The 21,148-nt window shown below is 62.1% G+C and carries 17 protein-coding genes; 4 read left to right on the forward strand and 13 right to left on the reverse strand.

Translation table 11 applies throughout. The features are described 5' to 3' along the window. Positions 1-216 precede the first annotated feature (216 nt). The gene (locus tag VOI22_RS08230; RefSeq protein ID WP_323796025.1) at positions 217-1,725 is read right to left on the reverse strand and encodes a 3-hydroxyacyl-CoA dehydrogenase; all 1,509 of its coding nucleotides are present in this window, start codon (positions 1,723-1,725) and stop codon (positions 217-219) included. Positions 1,726-1,730: 5 nt separating this feature from the next. Next, positions 1,731-2,939, reverse strand: a complete 1,209-nt coding sequence (pcaF, locus tag VOI22_RS08235) for a 3-oxoadipyl-CoA thiolase (RefSeq protein WP_323796026.1) — start codon at positions 2,937-2,939, stop codon at positions 1,731-1,733. Positions 2,940-3,098: 159 nt separating this feature from the next. Here pcaF and VOI22_RS08240 point away from each other — a divergent pair, with 159 nt between their 5' ends. Further along, complete coding sequence (locus tag VOI22_RS08240) at positions 3,099-3,884, forward strand: enoyl-CoA hydratase-related protein (protein ID WP_323796027.1); 786 nt, start codon at positions 3,099-3,101, stop codon at positions 3,882-3,884. A 37-nt stretch (positions 3,885-3,921) separates the two neighbouring features. On the opposite strand, the gene VOI22_RS08245 is transcribed toward VOI22_RS08240, so the two are convergent. From VOI22_RS08245 to VOI22_RS08260, 4 genes are all read right to left on the reverse strand, one after another. After that, a complete protein-coding gene (locus tag VOI22_RS08245) occupies positions 3,922-6,381 on the reverse strand; it encodes a patatin-like phospholipase family protein (RefSeq protein WP_323796028.1) in 2,460 nt (819 codons plus the stop codon). A gap of 90 nt (positions 6,382-6,471) precedes the next feature. After that, entirely contained in the window at positions 6,472-7,476 is a 1,005-nt protein-coding gene (locus tag VOI22_RS08250; RefSeq protein WP_323796029.1) for an NAD(P)-dependent alcohol dehydrogenase, read from the reverse strand. Positions 7,477-7,509: 33 nt separating this feature from the next. Then, on the reverse strand, positions 7,510-8,271 hold the full coding sequence (locus VOI22_RS08255) for an SDR family oxidoreductase (RefSeq protein WP_323796030.1): 762 nt from the start codon (positions 8,269-8,271) through the stop codon (positions 7,510-7,512). A 16-nt stretch (positions 8,272-8,287) separates the two neighbouring features. Next, positions 8,288-9,175, reverse strand: a complete 888-nt coding sequence (locus tag VOI22_RS08260; protein WP_323796031.1) for a 3-keto-5-aminohexanoate cleavage protein — start codon at positions 9,173-9,175, stop codon at positions 8,288-8,290. A 189-nt stretch (positions 9,176-9,364) separates the two neighbouring features. On the opposite strand from VOI22_RS08260, the gene ggt reads away from it, so the two are divergent. Continuing rightward, positions 9,365-10,948 (forward strand): gamma-glutamyltransferase, encoded by a 1,584-nt coding sequence (gene ggt, locus VOI22_RS08265; RefSeq protein ID WP_323796032.1) that lies wholly within the window; start codon positions 9,365-9,367, stop codon positions 10,946-10,948. 36 nt (positions 10,949-10,984) lie between these two features. Further along, complete coding sequence (locus tag VOI22_RS08270; protein ID WP_323796033.1) at positions 10,985-11,950, forward strand: Gfo/Idh/MocA family oxidoreductase; 966 nt, start codon at positions 10,985-10,987, stop codon at positions 11,948-11,950. A 131-nt stretch (positions 11,951-12,081) separates the two neighbouring features. Here VOI22_RS08270 and VOI22_RS08275 read toward each other — a convergent pair whose 3' ends face one another. After that, positions 12,082-13,023 carry a C45 family peptidase gene (locus VOI22_RS08275; protein WP_323796034.1) on the reverse strand — a complete coding sequence of 314 codons (942 nt, stop codon included), beginning with the start codon at positions 13,021-13,023 and terminating at the stop codon, positions 12,082-12,084. A 5-nt stretch (positions 13,024-13,028) separates the two neighbouring features. Next, on the reverse strand, positions 13,029-13,940 hold the full coding sequence (locus VOI22_RS08280) for an AraC family transcriptional regulator (RefSeq protein ID WP_323796035.1): 912 nt from the start codon (positions 13,938-13,940) through the stop codon (positions 13,029-13,031). A gap of 113 nt (positions 13,941-14,053) precedes the next feature. Between VOI22_RS08280 and VOI22_RS08285 the strand changes: the two genes are divergently transcribed. Beyond that, positions 14,054-15,505 carry an L-lactate permease gene (locus tag VOI22_RS08285; RefSeq protein ID WP_323796036.1) on the forward strand — a complete coding sequence of 484 codons (1,452 nt, stop codon included), beginning with the start codon at positions 14,054-14,056 and terminating at the stop codon, positions 15,503-15,505. Here VOI22_RS08285 and VOI22_RS08290 read toward each other — a convergent pair. From VOI22_RS08290 to VOI22_RS08310, 5 genes are all read right to left on the reverse strand, one after another. After that, the gene (locus VOI22_RS08290; protein ID WP_323796037.1) at positions 15,500-15,937 is read right to left on the reverse strand and encodes a DUF1810 domain-containing protein; all 438 of its coding nucleotides are present in this window, start codon (positions 15,935-15,937) and stop codon (positions 15,500-15,502) included. The two genes, VOI22_RS08285 and VOI22_RS08290, sit on opposite strands and share 6 nt — an antisense overlap. Positions 15,938-15,949: 12 nt before the next feature. Next, positions 15,950-16,960, reverse strand: coding sequence for an NAD(P)H-quinone oxidoreductase (locus tag VOI22_RS08295; protein WP_323796038.1), 1,011 nt, complete (start codon positions 16,958-16,960; stop codon positions 15,950-15,952). A 17-nt stretch (positions 16,961-16,977) separates the two neighbouring features. Next, positions 16,978-18,003: a 2-dehydropantoate 2-reductase gene (locus tag VOI22_RS08300; RefSeq protein ID WP_323796039.1), complete on the reverse strand. Its 1,026-nt coding sequence runs from the start codon at positions 18,001-18,003 to the stop codon at positions 16,978-16,980. A gap of 90 nt (positions 18,004-18,093) precedes the next feature. Continuing rightward, positions 18,094-19,335 carry a formyl-CoA transferase gene (gene frc, locus VOI22_RS08305; protein ID WP_028464531.1) on the reverse strand — a complete coding sequence of 414 codons (1,242 nt, stop codon included), beginning with the start codon at positions 19,333-19,335 and terminating at the stop codon, positions 18,094-18,096. A gap of 70 nt (positions 19,336-19,405) precedes the next feature. After that, complete coding sequence (locus tag VOI22_RS08310) at positions 19,406-21,130, reverse strand: thiamine pyrophosphate-binding protein (RefSeq protein ID WP_323796040.1); 1,725 nt, start codon at positions 21,128-21,130, stop codon at positions 19,406-19,408. Positions 21,131-21,148 lie beyond the last annotated feature (18 nt).

Consider the following 21,148-nt stretch of genomic DNA (forward strand, 5'->3'; position numbering starts at 1 on the left):
GCAGAACCCTATGAAACTACAGACGCAAACTCGGTAAGCAGTAATTTCTGTGTTGGCCCCAAAATGACCGGTCACCATGCCAACTAACAGAAATCCGGCAACAACCACCCAGATGCCCGTCCCGAGCCAGAGCGGGTGCTCTGCCCTGGAGCGGGGTGGTTCGACATATAATTTTTTCTCACCGCCCCGTCCGCTCATGGCGTTTCCTCGCGTCTCTTAATTGGGGGTTTTGATATCCAGCCCCAATTGTGCACGGCGGCGCAGCCAGACGCTAGGCCGATACCGGTCGTCGCCGCTGACGGCATGCATTGCCGCCATGATGGCAAAGGCCCGTTCGACGCCGAGATCGGCGATGATCTCCAGCGGGCCCAGCGGATAGTTGAGGCCGAGCTTCATGGCGAGATCGATGGAATCCGGATCGGCGATCTGGATCTGGGCCATCTCGCAGCCGAGATTTCCGACCATGCCGCGGATGCGCTGGCCGATGAAACCGGCCGAATCCGCAATCGCGGTGACCTTGCGGCCATTTTTCTGCAAAGCAGCGGAGACGGCGTTCAGGGCATCGGCTGACGCCCCCGGCGCGGACATGATGGTGACCCGCTTGGAGGTGTCGCCGGTCACGTCGATGGCGACGAGCCGGGTATGGTCGATGCCCATGCGGCTGGCGAAGGTGCTGCAATCCTCGCCGAACAAAGCGGCGACGATGGGCGAGCTGCCGTCGTCGGTCGCGTCCAGCGTGACACCTGCCAAGAGGTCGTCCAGCTCCGGCGCCTCGGCCGCGCAATAGACCTGCACCGCAGGCGCCGCCGTCGTCTCGTGATCCGGGCTCGGAGCGTCGATCTCCTGACCCTTCTCGTCATAGCGGAAATGGCCGATGCCGGTCTTCCGGCCAAACCGGCCCGCATCGAACAGCGCCTTGTGCAGCGGCACGGTGCGCAGGCGCGGATCGTAGCTGTACTGCTCATGCACGATCATGGAGACCGGATAGTTCACGTCGATCCCGGTCAGATCCATGAGCTGGAACGGTCCCATGCGGAAATGCCCGCAATCGCGCATCACCGCATCGACCTGCGCCGGGGTGGCAACGCCCTCATGCACCACGGCAAGACCCTCGGTGGTGAAGGCACGGCCGCCAAAATTCACCAGGAAGCCCGGTGCGTCCTTCACCTTGACCGGGGTGCGGCCCATACGCTCACCGAGCGTACAGAGACCGTCCATCACCCATTCCTCGGTCGCGGGACCACGGATCACCTCGACGAGGCGCATCAGCGGCACCGGGTTGAAGAAGTGGAAACCGGCAACCCGCTCCGGCTTCTTGCAGACCCGGGCGATGGAGCCGATGGGCAGCGAAGAGGTGTTGGAGGTCAGCAGGCAGTCGTCGCTGACGTGGTTTTCCAACTCGGAGAAGACCTGCTGCTTCACCTCGAGATTCTCGAAGATCGCCTCGACCACCGTCTGGCACTTGGCGAAGTCGGCGAGCCCGGAGGCGACGCTGACCTTGTCCGCCATGGCGGCGACGGCATCCGCCGTCAGCTTGCCTTTCTCGACCAGCCGTTCCAGGCGCTTGATCACCTGCTCGCGCCCGGCGGCGGCAGAGCCGTCCTTGGCATCGAACAGGATCACGTTCATGCCGCCCTGCAGGGAGACCTGAACGATCCCCTGCCCCATGGCGCCGGCGCCGATCACGCCGACGGTGAAGTCGGCGCGGTTCGCATCGAATGCCATTTTTATCAGACCTTCTCGATGATGGTTGCCATGCCCTGGCCGACGCCGATGCACATGGTGCAGAGCGCGTATTTACCGCCCTTGTCGTGCAGCTCCTCGGTCGCCGTCATCAGCAGACGGGCACCACTGGCACCGAGCGGATGGCCCAGCGCGATGGCGCCGCCATTCGGGTTCACGCGCGGATCGTCGTCGGCAATGCCGAGTTCGCGCAGCGAGGCCAGCACCTGGGCGGCGAAGGCTTCGTTCAGCTCCAGCACGGACAGATCGTCGACCTTGAGGCCCGCACGCTCCAGCACCTTGCGGCTGGCCGGAATCGGGCCGACACCCATGATGCGCGGCTCGACGCCTGCGGCAGCACCGGTGACGATGCGGGCACGCGGGGTCAGGCCGTAGCGCTTGGCGGCTTCTTCGGAGCAGACGATCATGGCGGCGGCGCCGTCATTCACGCCGCTGGCGTTACCGGCCGTGACGGACCCGCCTTCCTTGCGGAACGGGGTGCCGAGCTTTGCCAGCGCCTCTGCCGTAGTGGTCGGGCGCGGGTGCTCATCTGTGTCCACGATGGTCACAGCGCCCTTGCGGCCCTTGATCTCAACAGAGGCGATCTCGCGGGCGAGCCGGCCGTTTTCCATTGCGGCACCGGCACGCTGCTGGGAGCGCAGCGCGAAGGCATCCTGATCGTCGCGGCTGATCTGGAACTGCTGGGCCACGTTCTCCGCCGTCTCCGGCATGGAATCGGTGCCATACTGCTTTTCCATCGCCGGGTTGACGAAACGCCAGCCGATCGTGGTGTCATAGATTTCGGCATTCCGGTCGAAAGCGCTGGTCGCCTTGCCCATGACGAAAGGGGCACGGGACATGCTCTCGACGCCACCGGCAATGAAGAAATCGCCCTCGCCGGAGCGGATCGCGCGGGCCGCCGCGTTCACCGCTTCCATGCCGGAAGCGCACAGCCGGTTCACCGTCGCACCCGGAACCTCGGAAGAGATCCCCGCCAGCAGCAGGGCCATGCGGGCAACGTTACGGTTATCTTCACCTGCCTGGTTGACGCAGCCGTAATAAACATCGTCCAGCGCGTCCCAGTCGACGGAGCCGTTTCGCGCCATGAGCTGCTGGATCGGATGCGCTGCGAGATCGTCCGCGCGCACGGAAGACAGGCTGCCGCCATAGCGGCCGATGGGGGTACGGATTGCGTCACAAATGAAGGCTTCGGTCATGCTGGCGGCTCCCAAATCTCTTTTTTGCGAAACTCAATTTCGCAGCTTATTGTCGGTGCAGTATGCACAGCCTAATATCCCGGTCAATTTCCAGTCGGGAAGCATAATCATGCCGACCGCGCGGCTCAGCGCGGCAACTTACTCAAGGGGGAATTATCCGTGTCCGTCGTCATTCTCGATCACCCGCGCGACCGCGAGGAAAACGATCATATCGCTGTTGTCCGCATCAACCGTCCGGACGCGCTGAACGCGCTCAATCTGGAAGTCCGCCAGGAGCTGGCCCGGGTCTTCCGGGAGCTGACCGAGGACGAGGATGTGCTGGCCGTGGTGCTGACCGGGGACGAGAAGGCCTTTGCAGCCGGCGCGGACCTGAAGGACATGGCGGACCGGACCACGGTCGAGATGTTCCTGCGCCGGACTGAGCGGCTCTGGCAGAACATCGCCGATTACCCGAAGCCGGTAATCGCCGCGATCAACGGCTACGCGCTCGGTGGCGGGCTGGAGCTGGCCATGCATTCCGACATCATCGTCATCGGCGAAACCGCCCAGGTCGGCCAACCGGAAGTTCGTGTCGGCATCATGCCGGGTGCTGGCGGAACCCAGCGCCTGACCCGCGCCGTCGGCAAGTTCCAGGCCATGCGGCTCTGCCTCACCGGCCGGCCCATCGACGGCAAGGAAGCCTTCGCCATCGGCATCGCCAGCCAGGTCGTGCCGGACGCCGAGGTTTACGAGACCGCCTACAAGATGGCGAAGGACATCACCCGCATGCCGCCGATTGCCGTGCAGCAGATCAAGTCGGCCATCATTCGCGGACAGGATGCGTCGCTGGAAACCGGCATGGCGCTGGAGCGAGCCATGTTCCAGGGCCTGTTTGCCACCGCCGATCAGAGCGAGGGCATGCATGCCTTCATCGAAAAGCGGCGCCCAAACTTCAAGGGCGAGTAACACTCATTCAGGAGCGGCGGGCGGCGGTACCGGGAGGTTAGGTGCCGCCATCCGCCGATCCCCACGCCCCCCCAAGAAGATCCTTGAGGCGCGCGCCCTCGATCATATCCGCTCCGATGGCATTCCCCAACTCACGATAGGCCTCGAACTGCGCCGGGTCGAAGAACTGGTCCGCAGTCGGCTCATGCGGGAAAGCGGGGTGATCCGCCTTGTATCCCCGCGTCTCCAGACTGAGGCCGTCGATCATGGTCGCTTTCACGTAGATCAGAATGCCGGTTTCCTTGCCGGCCCCGGCTTCAACTTCCGGATAAGTGACGGTGCCGATGATATAGCCGTGGTCTGCCCGCGTCGCCTTGACGGGAAAGCCTGTTGGGTGTTGTGGAACGAGGCTGGAAAGACGATTGCGCCAATGGCCGTAACCATCGTCGCCCCTGGCCGCCGCCTTGCCTGTCTGCGCCTCATAGGCCTCGCGGCTCCAGAACGGGCGGCCGAAATTGATCTCCACGCCGAAATCCTGACTTACCCGTCGGACCGTGTTCTGCACGTCGCCGAAACCGAATGCCGGGTCGGCACCCGCATCGGAAATCAGGATCAGTTTGCAGCGGCGGCGCACGAGCTCGTAGATCGCCAGATTTTCGAAATGCCCACCGTCACTGAGCTGGAACCATTTTCCATGCCGATCAAACGCCGAGGGGCTGAGTTCCACCTTCATATTGTCAAAATGGTTTGGTTTTCCGGCAAGCGGCGCCAGCGTGTTATAGGCCGCATTCCGCACCGTGTAGCCCAGCCGGATATTCAACAGGTTCATCAGCCAGGAAACCGCCCGGTTCCGCGTCTGGCCTGTTCCCGCCCAACCAGCGTTCGGATGCGCGGCGGCCCCGGAGATCGTCATCGCGGTCGCAAGCGTCATGTCGCCGCCGGAGAAGTCCCCGGTCGGATGAAACCCACCCGCGTCCCCACCGCAGTAAATCCGAGACATCACGAAATTGTCCCCACCGCGACGGCGGAAGAGCGCGTCATCCGAATCCACCAGAATCAGATTTGTATTCACGAGATGGTAATTGGCAAAACTGCCCGGATCGCAAAGATCATGCAGTTGCGCCTCGTTCGCCCCGGGTGCGGGCCTAACCTGGTTGCCTGCGATCGCCGCCTGCATCGGCATGAAAGCCTCCATCAGGCGGTCCCGGTAGAAGCGGTGAATGGATATGTAGTTCGTGTTGACCACATACCCCGTCAGCAAAGCCAGAACGACAAAGCAGGCAAAGACGAAATCGCCCGGCTGCTCCAAATCTCCTCCCTCACGGACAACGATGGCAATGCCGCACGTCAATATCAGGCCGCCTACAAGAAGCAGAACGGCAATGGCTGGCAGGAGTATGTCCTGAACAATCGGGTTCTCGGATTTCCGGGCCGCGGCAAGCCCTGATGCAATGCCGGTCAGCATCGTCCCTGCCCCTGCAGTGCCAAAACTACCGATTGAGGCGAAAAAGAACGCCGCTGCATAAGGCAACACACCAACACCGATGAACAGCAAGCCGCACGGGAGGAAATACTTCCCCTTGACCTCGAACCAGCGCCGGCTCCGGTAGGACAAGCGCACGAACGCGCCTTTTCCGCCAACGGCCGAAGCGAGCGAAAATGCAACGGAAAGCACGGCGAATACCAGCAAGAGAAAGAGCCCGGCCATCACCAGAATTTCATGCAGATTGAGATAGCCCGGTTCAAGCAGCTCTCGGATACGCTGGGGGCCGCTTTCGCGCGCGTCCAGATCTGTGACCAGGGAAAGGAGATCCGTCCACCCATTCACCGGCCAGCCGAGCTGCAGGATCACGAACAGGAGCGTGAAGAGGGGAACCCAGACCAGCAGGTTGAGCAAGATGCCCCGAACAACAACCGCAAGACCGGAAAGAATGGAAATATCCTTGTTCGGCGCCAGGTATTCGGCGTGCTCCCGGAGATAGCGGAGCATGCCTTTCCAGTGCCTAGAATCCGATCGGTCCTTTGGCTCCGCAGTTCCGTAGGGGAAGTTGTCACGGTCCAGGCCGTACTGTTCACCTCCCTTTTCCCTGAACTTGTCGCTCAGCAGCCAGGTCAGGGACGAGCCGATGTAGCCGCCTCCGGATACCGTGGAGAGGTAATCGAAATGTTTCAGGAGGTTTTCGCGCGCCAAAGACTGCAACAGGCCGAGTGCAAAAGTTGCGGAGCGCACGCCACCTCCGGAAATAGCGAGCCCCGTCCGGCTGCCTTCCAGGCCTGGAATTAAGTCGGCTGCATCATATTCCGGGGGCGTGGGCTCGCCAGGGCCGTCCGGTTGCCCATCGTTCCAGAAGTCCTGCCTGGAAAACTCCTCTGCCCCCGAGACGCCGCCGACCTCTTTGCGCCGCGTGTCGAGGTGATCATTCTCCAGACCGTAGATCTGGCTGTTGCGAAAGTCTTCGCCACGCATCTCGTCCTTCGTGCGCGACAGGATCGGATCGAAGCTTTTCCCTGAACTCATGGCACCCTCCATCAAGCATCGCCATGATGGAGGAGAATAAGATCATATGCAACTTTTGCGGGATTAACAATATAACCCGCCGAACGGTATTTATGTTTTTACGACGAGCTTTCCGAAATGCCCTGCGGCCCGCATGGCGTGGAAGGCATCCCGCGCATCCTCGAACGCAAACGTATCGCTGATCACCGGTTTCAGATCATGCTGTGAAATGGCGGCGTTCATATCCTCAAACACCCGCCGGGAACCAACATAAATGCCCTGCAGGCGGATCGATTTGCGCATGATGTTGACCGGATTGATCTCACCGCCCGTCAGAACACCGATCAGGCCGATGCTGCCGGCAACCCGCGTCGCGGCAATTGACCGCTCCAAAGTGCCCGCACCACCGACCTCGACCGTATGATCGACACCGCGACCGTCCGTCAGTTCCAGAACCTTCTCCTGCCATTCTGGATGTGTCCGGTAATTGATCACCTCGTCAGCACCCATCGCTTTCAGGCGTTGGATTTTCGCGTCACTGGAGGAGGTGCATATGGTTTTGACACCCATCAGCTTGCAGAACTGCAAGGCGAAGACCGAAACCCCGCCGGTACCAAGCAGCAAAACCGTGTCACCCGCCTTGACGCCGCCGCGATGGACGAGGCTGACCCAGGCCGTCAGCGCAGCACAGGGCAGTGTCGACGCCTCCTCGTAGGAGAGATGTTCCGGCATTGCCACCAGACCGCCCTCACCCAGCACGCGATACTCAGCCAGCATGCCGTCGATGGTGCCGCCGAGTGCCTGCCCCATCAGCTCCGGCGTGATGTCGCCATCGACCCAACCCTGAAAGAAGCAACCACAGACCTTGTCGCCAGCCTTCCAGCGGGTCACGCCCGGGCCGACCTCAACCACATCGCCCGCTCCGTCCGAGTTCGGAATGCGCGGATAGGGAATGCCCCGGGGCACCGGCGCCTCGACCGTGGCGAGATCCCGGTAATTGATGGAAGAGGCCCGGACCCGGACCAGAACCTCGCCCGGTCCCGGCTTCGGGTCCGCGCGCTCGCTCAAGGCAAGAGCATCAACGCCGCCATCCGAGACGATTTCGTAAGCTTTCATGGCATCAACCTCCGCTCAATATCAGGATCAGGATCAGGCGCCGAACCGGCCGCAATCGACCAGCAGGGTCTGACCGGTGACAGCACCGTTGGCGCAGAAGAACAGCATGGTCTCGGCAACATCCTCAGGCTCGACCATACGCCCGAGCAATGAGTTGGCGACCGATGTGTTCTTGCGCTCTTCGGGCCAACCGTCCGTCCAGGGCGTCCGCACCAGACCGGGCGCCACGGCATTCACCCGTACTTCGGGAGACATCGCCTTCGCAAGGTTCTTCGTCAGGTTCATCAACCCGGCCTTCGATGCCGCATAGGCAATCGAGCTGCCGATACCGCCGAAGGCCGCGATGGAGGCCGTATTGACAATGCAGCCCCGGCTCTCTGTCAGCGCCGCGCGGGCAGCGCGGGCACAACGGAACGGACCGATCAGGTTAGTGTTGATGATGGTGGACCAGAACTCCTCCGTCATCGCATCCATATCCTCGAACGGGATCGGATCGAGCGAGACCGGCGTTCCAGCATTGTTGATCAGGATATCGAGCCCGCCAAGCGCATCGATGGCGTCCGCCACCATCCGGTCCGCGTCCTTCGGATCCGCGACGTTGCCCGGAATGGCATGCGCCTTGTTCCCCGCCTGATGAAACGCGGCGACGGTTTCCTTGCCGCGCGGATCGTCAGCCAGATGATTGATCGCGACTTCCGCACCACACTCCGCCAGCAGGCGGGCTGTTGCCCGCCCGATACCGGACGCACCGCCGGTGACCAGCGCCTTCTTGCCGCTGAGATCAGCTTTCAACATGTCTCTGTTCCAATACTCAATCGTTGCGTCGGACAAGGCCGAAAGCCGTACGGGCTTCGCTCGGGTCCGCAACCTCGCCACCGATGCTTTCGATGATCTGCACCGCGCGCTCGACCAGTTGCGCGTTGCTTTTCGCCATCTCGCCCCGCGCCATGTAGAGATTATCCTCAAGTCCGACACGGGTGTGACCACCGAGCATGGTCGCCTGCGCCACCATCGGGAATTCGCCCCGGGAAATGCCGAATGCGGACCACATCGCATCTTCCGGCAACAAGCTCTTCATGAAGGCCATGCCTTCCGGTGTTGCCGGCGCGCCCCAGGGAATGCCGAGGCACAGCTGGAACAGGGCTGGCGATTTCAGATGACCTTCCTTGATCAGCTGCTTCGCCAGCAGAATATGACCGCTGTCGAACACCTCGAGCTCCGGCGTGACGCCAAGCTCCTTCGCCCGGTCGGCCATGGCACGCAGATGCTTCGGCACATTGACCATGGCATGCTCGCCGAAATTCAGCGTCGCCACATCCAGCGTGCAGATATCCGGCAGCAGGTCTGCGATATGCTGCATCCGGGTTTCCGGCGCCTTCAGGCTGGTACCGGCGGCGAAGTCGATCGGCTCGATATCGCCCGGAATGAAGCGGCCACCCGGACCGGTCGTCAGGTTGATGACGATGTCGGAGCCTGTCTCGCGAATGCGGCCCACCGTTTCTCGATACAGTTCCAGATCCATGCTCGCTTTTCCGGTTTCCGGATCGCGGACATGGATATGAACAACGGCAGCACCCGCCTTGCCTGCATCAAGCGCTGCATCAGCAATCTGTTTCGGAGTAACCGGCACGGCCGGGCTTTTGCCGGTGGTATCGGCGCTGCCGGTCACGGCACAGGTAATTACGGTCTTCTGATTCATTTCATTCCCCAGTATCCTGCGCCATCTGGTTGCTCGTTCCGAATTGTGGAAAGATGTTCCACGGCGCTTGTCTCAACGTGCGCCGCATCTTAGGGAAGCCCTGTTTCCGGTGTCCACGCCGGTTCCTGCACAGATTGTCGCCTGCCCGCGCATGAATGCGCTTTTTCAGACCTGATAGAGCCAAAAACCATGAGAAATCTGCAACTCCCCGGACGTTCCCCCGTTTATGCCCGCCGGGCAGCCATTGCGACCAGCCATCCGCTGGCCAGCCAGGCAGGCCTCACGATCCTGAAGTCCGGCGGTAACGCAGTGGACGCGGCCATCGCGGCCTGCGCCGTGATGTGTGTGGTCGAGCCCGCCATGACCGGAATCGGCGGCGACTGTTTCGCGCTGTACGCTCCGAAAGGCGCGACCAAGCCGATCGCCATGAACGGATCCGGCAAGGCCCCGGCCGCCGCCACACTGGCAAAGCTGAACGAGCTGGGCGTCAGGGACGAGATCCCGCTGCACAGCCCGCACGCGGTGACGGTGCCCGGCGCGATTGCCGCCTGGGCAAAGCTGATTGAGGATCACGGCTCGATGAGTTTCGCCGAAATCCTGCAGCCGGCCATCGAGTTCGCTGAACAAGGTTATGTCGTGCATTCGCGCGTCGCCTTTGACTGGGTCAGCGAAGAGGAAGCATTGGCCGCCGATCCGGACTCTGCCAAGGTCATGCTGGTCGACGGCAAGGCGCCAAAGGCCGGCACCGTGCACAAACAGCCGCAGCTGGCTGAGACCCTGAAGAAGATTGCCGCCGGTGGCCGCGACGCCTTCTACAAGGGCGAGGTTGCCGAAGACATGGTGGCCAAGCTGAATTCCGTCGGCGGTCTGCACACGATGGATGATTTCGCTGCGGCCGACGCCGAATATGTCGAGCCGATCCGGGCTGACTACAAAGGCTACGACATCTATGAGTGCCCGCCGAACGGCCAGGGCATCTGCGCGCTGATGATCATGAACATCCTTGCCGGCTTCGACATGAAGTCGCTCAGCGAGGCGGACCGGGTGCATGTGATCGCCGAAGCGACCAAGATCGGCTACCACCAACGGGACTGCTATGTCGCCGATCCGAAATTCGCCGACGTGCCAGTCGAATGGATGCTTGGCGAGGAGCACACCGCCCAGATGCGGGCCATGGTCGACATGGACAAGGCCGGGAACTTTGAGGACAGCGACTTCCCGCTGCATCGCGACACGATCTATCTCTCCTGCATCGATGAGCAGGGTAACGCGATCTCCTTCATCAATTCGCTGTTCTCCGGCTTCGGCAGCACCATCATGGCGCCGAAATCCGGTGTCATGCTGCACAGCCGCGGCAACAGCTTCCATCTGAAGGAAGGTCATCCGAACTGCATCGAGCCGCGCAAGCGCCCGATGCACACCATCATCCCGGGCTACGTCTTCAAGAATGGCACGGCGGTGGCTCCGTTCGGTGTGATGGGCGGCCAATATCAGTCGACCGGCCAGGCCAACTTCATCTCCAACGTGGTTGATCTCGGGCACGACATCCAGGAGGCGATGGACGCACCGCGCAGCTTCGCCACTGAAGGCATCCTGCAGGTCGAGAGCGAGTTCGCGCCGGAGACCTACACCGCTCTGGAAGCCAAGGGCCACAAGCTCGAAAGGCAGGAGAAGCCGATCGGCGGCAGCCAGTGCGTCTGGCGCGATCCGGAAACCGGCGTGCTTCAGGCGGGCTCCGACCCGCGCAAGGACGGCCACGCCACCGGCTACTAAGAGCGCTTACCGAAGAACAGAAAGCCTAGAAGACCAATGAGCAAGAGCCACAATATCGTCGTCATCGGCCTCGGCATCATGGGCCGGCGCATGATCCAGTACATGATCCCGCATGACCGCTTCACGGTTATCGGGGCCTGGGACCCGAGTGCCGACTCCGTCGCCACCGCCAGGGCCGAATTCCCGGACATGAAGATCTGGGAAAGTGCCGAATCCATGATCGCGGCGCCAGAAGCCGATCTCGTCTATATCGCCAGCCCCCCCGCTTTCCATAAGCATTATGCCGATCTCGCCATGGATGCCGGCAAGCCGGTCTATTGCGAGAAGCCGCTCGGCATCTCCGTGCCGGAGAGCGAGGAGATGGTTCGCCGCCTGGCAGAGACCAAGACACCGAACGTGGTGAACTTCTCCCAGGCCTCTCTTGAGGGCGTCGAGATGATCGAAGCCGCGATGAAAGAAGGCTCCATGGGGGACATCGTCAGCGCCGAGCTGGTGATGCATTTCGCCCAGTGGCCGCGCGACTGGCAGGCGGACGCCGACTGGCTGCGCTTCCGCGACCAGGGCGGCTATACGCGGGAAGTCACTTCGCACTATCTCTATATTACCGAACGCTTCCTCGGCCGCGCAAATCTGCTCTGGAGCAAGCCGACCTATCAGGCCGACCCGAAGCTCTGTGAAACCCATGTCCATGCCATGCTGGATTGCAGCGGCGTTCCGGTGAGCTATAGCGCAGCCGTCGGCGGCGTCGGTCCCGACCGGATCGAGGGCACCTTCTACGGCACGAAGAAAAGCATGCGCCTCAGCGGGTTCTACATTCTGGAGCAGACCAGTGGCGGTCCGTGGGAGCTGGCTATGGAACTTCCGGAAGACCCGCGTTCGGTCTCCGTGCCCCGGCAGATCGACAATGTTGCGCGCTGGATGGACGGCGACAAACACACCATGCCGTCAGCCGCCGATGCACTCTCCGTGCAAAAGCTGGTCGAAGGTATTCTGGCGGATTGAACCGAACAGCAATCTAAAACCGTCATCCCGGCCGGAGAGCCGGGACCTGGATGATCGTAAGGTTCAACCCTTCGTTCCCTAGGTCCCGCATCAAGTGCGGGATGACGGTTTTTATTTGTGAAAGCAAACCTCTAGCCGGGATAAGTCACCCGACGCTCGCCCGGTTCGAACTGCATGAGTGACTGCGCCCAACTGCCGTCCCGCCAATGGAACTTCACCGCATTCTCGCCCGGCATATATTCCGCCGTGTAGAGCGTCCCCAGCCATTCGTCGAAATCTTCCTTGCGAAGATCCCTCTCAACGAACACCGCCCGTGCAGTTTCCGCATCCTCCGTCAACGCACAGACCGTATCAAACCGCTGGGCGGAATCAGGACGCGGCTCCACATCTGCCTGATGATTTGTCACGGCATACCCTTCAGTAACGAGTGGCGCCCGATCCGGCGCAAGCTCGGCCCGGATTGCTTTCCCGGATCTGTCTTGCGCAAGCACATTGTGAGACCACGCACAGGGCATCCGGCGTAATACGTCCGCCGCCTCCTTCACGTCTGAGGCAACCTGCAGCAAATACCGGATGATCTGCACAATACTGAACCCGGAGCCATAGACATGCCGCCCACCAAAGGTAAGCGCGGCGGCCACACCCGCATCATTAACCCCGTCGAGCAGGCCACTAATCCCTTCGGACATGCCGAGCACGCCGCGCCCTGACCAATCAGTGCGCAGGATGACCGCCGAAGTCGCATCCGGGTGGAAATCGTAGTTTCGCAGCATGGTTGGCCGGGGCCGCGTGAAGGCGCGAACGGTGCAGCCAGCCGGGATCAGCGGTGGCGGATCGATCCCGGCAAGGGCGGCGATCATGGCCGGGTCGTCCCCGGCGAATACCGCCATGCTATCGAACAGGCCAAGTATTTCCGGCATGTGTTCGCCGACACGGCGGCGGCATTCCTCCGGGCCCGGGATACGTTCCGCTTTCGCGTACCAGTCCGCCACGAAGACGCGTCCCTCTTCGATCGATTGCCGCGCGAATACGCCCGGCTGCGGCTCATCGACAGCACGGAATAGCTTCTCCATCGCCTTCAGCCGTTCAGCGGAATGCAGATCAGGGTGCGCAGCTCGACTTCCGCCACCTCGGCCGGATCGTTCAGATAGCATTCGAGACATGGACGTTCATCAAGGCTCTCCCCGCTTTCCGGCAGCCAGAGGCCGAGCAGGCGGTGGAAGCAATCCTCCATGCCCATGTAGGAGCCTTCCAACATTGTGCAGGCATAGCGGCCCGCCGGCAGCGTATCGACGCGGGCATTCTCCGGCAGAGCGTCCACAGGTATAGGTGTCCCTTCACGGGCCGAGACGCAGGCGTCATAGCGCAGCTCGGCCTCGGGAACGCTCCCCGCGTCGTCATAGGACAGCCCGAAACAACCGGTGACATGCGGATAGAGTGCATGCTTTCCAACCCAGCCGCTCAGCGCCCCGAAACTTGCCCCGACTTCGTAATAAGGCCCGACATGGCGCCAGGCGATGATCGGGTCCGGTTTTATATCTCTGATTTCAACCTGCATGCCATGCTCCTTCCTGTCCGCGATCAGGCGAATACTTCCGGTCTCTGGTCGATAATGAATTCGGGTATTCAACGGCCTGTAGGGCGGCGGTGCCTTTGCCGTCCGATAGATGCTGGGAGGCAGGCCGAAACACTGCCGGAAGGTCCGGGCGAAGCCCTCAGTGCTCCCATACCCGGCTGCGAGCGCCGCTTCCGTCACAGTCTCCCGCTCAATCCGGAGCGCATGAGCCGCGCGGGACATCCGGACCCGTCGTACCACCTCCTGCACGGTCTCCCCGGTAAGCGCGCGGAACACCCGATGGAAATGAAAAGCGGAGAAGGCGGCTGTCTCCGCCAACTCATTCAGCTTTAACGGTGTGTCCGCATGGTCCGCGATCCGGTCCAGGACCCGGCCGATGCGCTCTACATAGGAGGCTTCGGTCTGCTTTCTCATGTCAGCAGAATGCCACCGCTTCGGCCTCGCTGCCCAACCGATCTTGCGGTTATGATCACATCCCGGCCCGCACCCGAACGGGCATCGTGACATCCGATACCGGAAACGCCTGCATGCTCACTGTGACAGCCGCCGCGCCGCTCATACTTGCGACCCTCGCCATCCTTGTTGCCCGCCAGTCCGCCATGCGGGCGGGCGGGCTCGGGCTTGCCGTCTCGATCCTGATTGCCGCTACTGTTTCGGATTTTTCCCTGAAATCGGACGGCATCGCGGCGGCGGTTATCGACGGGCTGCTGACCACGGCGACCGTCGCCTATGTGCTGCTCGGCGGTGTCACCCTCTATTGGGTGTTGCGCGCGGGTGGCGCGCTGGAGCGGCTCGGCAAGGCAGCCGCCGATGCGATCCCGAACCCGGCGCAACGTGTGCTGGTCCTCGTCCTCGGCGTCTCCGTCTTCTTCGAATCCGCAACCGGTTTCGGCGTCGGCATCATCGTCACCGTGCCGCTGCTGATCGCCCTCGGCTACACACCGGCCCGCGCAGCCCTGATCGCATTGCTAGGGCAATGCGCCGTTCCCTGGGGGGCGCTTGCCATCGGCACGGTGCTCGGTGCCGATCTTTCGAACCTCCCTGCCGACGAGACGGCAATGACGGCGGTCTGGCTTACCCTGCCGTTCATCGTGCTCTGCGCCTTCGCCACGCTTCACTTTGCCGGGGAAAGTCTCACCGATGTTTCGAACATCCTCTCCGCCATTGCCTATAGTGCCCTGCTCGCCGCCACGCTCTGGGCATCAAGCGCCTGGATCAGCGTCGAACTCGGCGGATGCATCGCCGGTCTTGCGGTGACAGTTGTGGGACTGGTGCTAGCCCGCATTCGCTCGAAAGCGCGAACGGACGGGAATGGCCTGCTAGCCGCCGCGATACCGCTCTTCGTGCTGATGGGCACCCTCTGCCTGACACGCCTTGTGCCGGCGGTGGGCGCCATGACAGAGCCCCTGTTCCGTATCGATGCTCCCGCCTACGAATTCACGCTGTCTCCTATTCACCATCCGGGCTTCTGGATGTTGCTGGCCGCCCTCACCGGGATCATCTGCCTGCGCATTCCGGCCACCGAAGTCCGTCTGCTGGTGCCACAAGCGCTGAAGCAGTGGGGCATCGCCAGCCTCTCGGTCGCCGGGTTCATCTGCTTCGGACATGTCATGCTGCATGCGGGAATGACGGACCGGCTGGCGGAAACCGTCGCCGCCGGTGCAGGCGCCGCCTATCTGTTCGCAGTTCCGGCAGTCGGCGGTCTGGGCGGTTTCCTGACGGCAAGCAATGCCGGGTCCAACGCGCTCTTCATGACGTTCCAGAGCACGGTCGCGGAACGGCTGGCGCTCGATCCAGTCTTAGTCGCCGCGGCGCAGAATGCCGCCGGCTCCAATATCACAATGGCCTCTCCCGGCCGGATCGTGCTCGCCGCGTCCGTCTCCGGGCTGGCGGGACAAGAGAACCAGCTGATGCGCCCAGCACTGGCCATCGGGATCATTGGATTGCTGTTGATGTTGCCGGTGCTTGCGGTCCTATAGATCCGCGTTGAGAAGCGACAGCGTGCGGTCATCCCGCACGCTGTCATAAAAAAGATCGAGCGCCCGGCCAAAGAGCGCACTGTCTTCATCGTTCTCTGCCGCCGCTTCAAACAGCGTCAGGCAAGAGCGGAATTTCATGTCGTCGGGGGAGCCGAAAATCTCGAATGCGGTTTTGTCACTCTGCGGCAGGACAGCCTCGACGCAGGCCCGCAGCCGTGGCCCAAGCACCGGGTCGCGAAGATAGCGACGGGCCTGATCCAGATCCGTGATGCCATATTGGATCGCCCGCTGGGAGCGGCCGAGTTCGACATGCTGGGGCAAGACATACCAGATCCAGTGAGAGGTTTTCCGGCCCTCTGTCAGCTCGGCAAGGGCCTGCCCGTAGACAGGCCCTTGTGCCCCGACGAATTTCTGAAGATCGGCGTCGGTCATTACGCCAGCTCCCTAAAGGTCCCCGCAGACCTCCAGCATGATCTTGCCGCTGTGCCCTGCGCTTTCCATGAAGGTATGGGCGGCAGCGGCTTCGGCGAGCGGAAAAGTCTTGCTTACCACCGGCTTCAGCTTGCCATCGTCGAACATCGGCCAGACATTGATGGCTAGGCTGTCGCGGATCTCCGCCTTGTTCTCCGGTGTCCGGGAACGCAGTGTGGACCCCGTATAGGTCAGCCGCTTCAACATCACCGGCATCAGGTCGACCTCGACCTTGGAGCCCTTGTTGAAGGCGAGCTGAACGATCCGTCCGTCCGGCTTCGAAGCCTTGATGTTCCTGGCGATATTCTCGCCGCCGATGATATCGAGGATGACATCCGCGCCTTTGTATTCGCCACGGATGATCTCGACAAAATCCTCCTCGCGGAAATCCACCGTGAGGTCTGCGCCAAGATCGCGGCACACCTTGCAGCGCTCCGCCGGGCTGTCGACAGCGACCACCGTCGCGCCAATCGCCTTGGCCAGCTGGATCGAGGTCGTGCCGAGACCGCCGGCACCGCCATGCACCAGAAAGACTTCACCCCGCGACAGTTTCGCGCCCATGAAGACATTCGACCAAATGGTGAAGTAGGTCTCCGGCACCGACGCCGCTTCAAGCAGATTGAAACCGTGCGGCAGCGGCAGACAGTGCCGTGCATCGACGGCGCAGTAATCGGCATAACCGCCGCCGTTGGTCAGGGCACAGACCATATCGCCAACGGCCCAGTTACCCACACTGCCGCCAACCGCGACAACCTTGCCGGAAATCTCCAGGCCGAGCAGGTCCGACGCGCCTTTCGGCGGCGGGTAGTGGCCCCGACGCTGCACGAGGTCCGGGCCGTTCACTCCGGCATAGGCGACCTGGACCAGCACCTCCCCCGGCGCCGCTTCCGGCACCGGGCGCCTGCCCGGCACCAGAACCTCCGGTGCGCCGGGCTCGCTGATCTCGACCACGTTCATGTCCGCCGGAAGCGTCGAGTCCGTCATCAGAAAATTACTCCGGTTCAATCAACAACAAGCGATTCTGGGCTGCCGGAATCTTCCGGGAAAACCGGATAGAGACCTTGCGTCCGCCCCAGCTGTTGTATCAGAGCCAGCACGGAGTCGATATGCGGCGTCTGCAAATCAACCAGCCGTCCCATTTCCTGTACCGCCGTCAGCAGTGCATCCACCTCAAGCTGCCGGCCTTTTTCAAGATCCTGCAGCATCGAGGTGCGGTGCGCACCGACTTTGGCCGCTCCGTTGATCCGGCGTTCGACGTCGACCCGGAAATGCACGCCGAGACGGGCGCCGATGCGCTGTGCCTCTTCCATCATCGCCCGTGACAGAGCACGGGTGCCGGGATCGGTTGCCACCACATCGAGTGTCGCACGGGTGAGCGCGCTGATCGGATTGAAGCAGAGATTGCCCCAGAGCTTCAGCCAGATCTCGTCCCGGATATTTGGCAGAACCGGAGCTTTGAAGCCCGCCTCTTGCAACGCCTGGCTGAGGCGTGCTGCGCGTTCGGACATGCTGCCGTCCGGCTCGCCGAGAGCAAACTTGTTGCCATAGGTGTGCTTGACGACGCCGGGAGCTGCAATCTCGGTTGCCGGGTAGACGACGCAACCGATTGCGCGCTGCGGGCCAATCAAATCCCATTGCCGATCATCCGGATCGACAGAATTCAACCGCAGGTTCTGATAGGCACTGTTGACGCCAAAGAAGTACCACCAGGGCACACCATTCTGGCAGGTCACAACAGCGGTGTCCGGGCCGAGCAGCGGCACCATCTGGTCGGCCACGTCCCAGGCCTGATGCGTCTTCAGCGCGACGATCACGTAATCCTGCGGGCCGAGCTCCGCCGGATTGTCCGTCGCGGTGACTTTTGCGACGCGCTCCTCCTCACCGATCAGGAGTTTAAGGCCGTTCTCCTTGATCGCCGCCAGATGCGCGCCACGCGCGATCAGCGAAACCTCGACGCCATCCACCTGGGCGAGTTCCGCGCCGAGATAACCCCCGATCGCGCCAGCGCCGTAAATACAAACCTTCATGCCCCTACCCTCATTCCTGTCTTTCTTATGAAAACGGCGCCGGCTTCAACAAGCCGGCGCCGTCCCCGATATCGTTGCGGCCGGATCGGCCTAGACGGCGCCTTCTGCCTTGGCTGCTGCCACGTCTTCGGACGACATGCCGAGCACCGCCGTCAGAATTTCGTCGGTATGCTCGCCCAAGAGCGGCGAACGTTCCACCTTTGCCGGCGACGCGGAAAGCTTAATCGGATTGCCGACGGTAAGGTAGGTGCCGCGATGGGGGTGCGGCACTTCGACCACCGTACCGGTCGCACGCAGCGACTGATCTTCGGCCAACTCCTTCATGGAGAGGATCGGGCCGCACGGCACATTGAGCGCGTTCAGCGTTTCCATGACCTCGAACTTGTTCTTGGTCTTTGTCCATTCCTCGATCATGGCGAAGCACTTGTCGAGTTTCGGCAGGCGCACTTCCGGTGTGGCCCATTCCGGGTCCTCGATCAGCTCCTCGCGGCCGATGGTTTTCATCAGCGGCGCCCAGCCCGGAGGCTGGATGATGACATAGATATAATCGTTCGGACCGCCGCCCTTGGTCTGCACAGCCCAACCCGGCTGCCCGCCACCGGAGGCATTACCGGCCCGCGGCACAGCCTCGCCGAACTCACCGTTCGGATATTGCGGATATTCCTTCAGCGGACCGTGTTCCAGGCGCTGCTGATCGCGCAATTTCACGCGGCAGAGATTGAGCACGCCGTCCTGCATTGCGCATTCGACCCGCTGGCCCTTGCCGGAATTGGTCCGGTGATAGAGCGCAGTAACGATGCCGAGCGCCAGATGCAGGCCGGTTCCGCTGTCACCGATCTGGGAGCCGGTAACGGTCGGCGGACCATCCTCGAAACCGGTGGTGGAAGCCGAGCCGCCAGTACACTGGGCAACATTCTCGTAAACTTTGCAGTCTTCGAACGCGCCCGGGCCAAAGCCCTTGATGCTGGCATAGACGATGCGCGGGTTGATCTCCTGGATGCGCTCCCAGGTGAAGCCCATACGGTCGAGCGCGCCGGGCGCAAAGTTCTCCACCATCACATCGCATTCTTCGATGAGGCGGGTCAGGATTTCCTTACCCTTGTCAGTCTTGGTGTTGAGCGTGACGCTGCGCTTGTTGCTGTTCAGCATGGTAAAATACAGGCTGTCGGCATCCGGCAGGTCGCGGAGCTGGCCACGGGTAATGTCACCGACACCCGGGCGCTCGACCTTGATCACATCGGCACCGAACCATGCCAGCAACTGGGTGCAAGTCGGGCCCGACTGCACATGCGTCATGTCCAGAATGCGGACACCTTTCAACGCTTCGCTCATTGTCTTTCTCTTCCCTCTTACCGGATTTAACGGAAAAAGGGCGCGCCGGAGACCCGGCACGCCCTTCCGCTTATTTGTACATGGTCTGGTTTTTGGTACCCGGCGCGTACTCGTTCGGATCGACCCAGATGTTGACGACCGCGGACTTGCCGCTGGTTTTCACCGCTTCGCGGGCGCGTAGCAGAGCCGGCTGGATCTGGTTCGCCTCATGCACCTCTTCGCCGTGACCACCCAGCATTTCAGCAAACTTGGAGAACGGCACATCGCCGAGCTTGTTGCCGACATTGCCGCGCTGATCGCCGTATTTCGCGATCTGGCCGTAGCGGATCTGGTTCATCGAGGAGTTGTTACCGATGACGGCGATATAGGGCACACCGAACCGGTTCGCGGTCTCCATGTCGAAGGCGGTCATGCCGAAGGAACCATCGCCGTAATAGCAGAGGATTTCCTTCTCCGGATTGGCAAGCCCCGCCGCGATGGCGAAGCCGGTGCCGACACCGAGTGAGCCAAGCGCGCCCGGATCCATCCAGTTACCCGGTCCTTTCGGTGCAACGGCCTGCGCGGAGATCGTCACCACGTCGCCACCGTCACCGATATAAACCGTTTTTTCGGTCAGGAACTCGTTCAGCTCCCACGCCACCCGGTAGGGATGGATCGGGGACTGGTCGGACAGGAACAGCGGCATCAGCTTTTCGGTTGCCGCCTCTTCGGCCGCGCGCAGTTCCTTCAGCCAGCCGTCACGGCCCTTGGAGCCATTATCGACCCGGCCCTTGATGGCCGCGTGTACGGCGCTGAGGATCGCACCCGGATCGCCGGCGATGCCGAGATCCACGTCCCGGTTCTTGCCGACAGTGCTGTAAGACTGATCGATCTGCACCAGCGTCAGATCTTCCCGGATCCGCTTGCCGTAACCCATGCGGAAATCGAACGGCGTGCCGACGATCAGCAGCAGGTCCGCCTTCTGGAAGGCGAGACGACGGGTCCGGTTGTAATAATGGCTGTCCGTCTGCGGGAGCATGCCGCGGGCGCCACCGTTCATGTAGCAGGCGATGTTCAGGTCCTTGACCAGATCGATCGCCGCCTGATGGCCGCGGCTCATCCAGACCTGGGAGCCGACGAGGATGGCCGGACGTTCCGCCTTGACGATCAGGTCGGCCAGACGCTCGATATCGGCCGGGTCGCCAATGGACTTGACCGAGGCGCGGTACTTGCCCGGCTCCGGGATAACAGCGCTGGACAGCGGCACTTCGCGGTCCAGCACGTCGCGCGGAATTTCAAGATATGAGGGGCCGTAGGCACCGGCGAAACACTCGCGAGCCGCCATCGAGACCATGTCGCCCGCACGTTCCGTGGAGCGGACACCGGCGGAGAACTTGGTGATCGGCGCCATGATGTCGACATGGGGAAGATCCTGCAACGAGCCCATCTTGTGCTGGGTCAGCGCGCCCTGTCCGCCAATATGCAGCATCGGGCTTTCCGAGCGGAATGCCGTGGCGACACCTGTCATCGCATTGGTGCAGCCGGGACCAGCCGTGGTGACGAGGCAGCCGAGCTTGCCGGTCTGACGAGCGTAACCGTCGGCGGCATGGGCCGCGACCTGCTCGTGCCGGAAGTCGACAATACGGATGCCTTCATCGACGCAGCCGTCATAGATATCGATGATATGCCCGCCGCAGAGCGTGAAAATGGTGTCCACGCCCTCGTTCTTCAGGGCTTTCGCGACCAAATGGCCACCGGATACGACTTCGCCGGAGCGGTCTTTTTCCTTCAGGGTATCGGTAGCGGTATCGCTCATAGTCAGGCTCCCTTTTTA

This window comes from Nisaea sp. (assembly GCF_034670185.1).
Taxonomy (GTDB): Bacteria; Pseudomonadota; Alphaproteobacteria; order Thalassobaculales; family Thalassobaculaceae; genus Nisaea.